General features: G+C 57.8%; 1 protein-coding gene. It reads left to right on the plus strand.

Features of this window, described 5'->3' with window-relative positions; all coding sequences use genetic code 11:
• Window positions 1-587 (plus strand): hypothetical protein (locus tag JF66_RS19610; RefSeq protein ID WP_035880567.1); only part of this gene is annotated, 587 nt, incomplete at its 5' end.
• Window positions 588-623: the final 36 nt, after the last annotated feature.

Consider the following 623-nt stretch of genomic DNA (forward strand, 5'->3'; position numbering starts at 1 on the left):
TTGCAATCACTATGGGAATGAGGGATCGCATGATGCTCCAGAATCATGGAAAAGCCGCAACGGTATCACTGGCGCTCTTCACTCTGCTCGCGGTATCTCTTGTGCCGCCGGCGGTCATCCCAGTTCTCATGGTCGTCACGGCAAAGTTGTTTCTCAAATATCGGAACAAGAATGAACTTGTCGCAGCGGGCTGGGCCGCGTCCTTTTTCGCTACGGTCTTTGGCGTTCTTGTTGCCCTCAGCAGCTACCTCAGCGCGGGCACCGCGCTGATAGCGATCGTTTCCGCCCTGACTGTGGGGTCATACGCCAGCGCTGCGGTGGCTTTCGCAAGGGCTAGTCGGAGACGGCATGGCCCCAGCAAGGTGCGCGCAACATGCGCCATTTCCCTCGCCGCGGTGCTGCCACTATTTGTCACCTGTACGCTCACATTGGCCTACGGTATTTCTGCAAGTGATCGCGGTGATTCAGCACAGGGGTTGGCCGTTTACATCTACGCAACGGCTACTGCAACTCTGGTAGCCGTGATCCTGACAGCAATCACGATGCTTGTCCTGAAGTCACGCTCGGCAGCTCCGTCATCCGCCTAGCGGTGTCGCAGCGGCGCATTACCACGCCGATCATTG

Origin of the sequence: Cryobacterium sp. MLB-32 (assembly GCF_000738085.1) — a bacterium.
Classification (GTDB): Bacteria; Actinomycetota; Actinomycetes; order Actinomycetales; family Microbacteriaceae; genus Cryobacterium.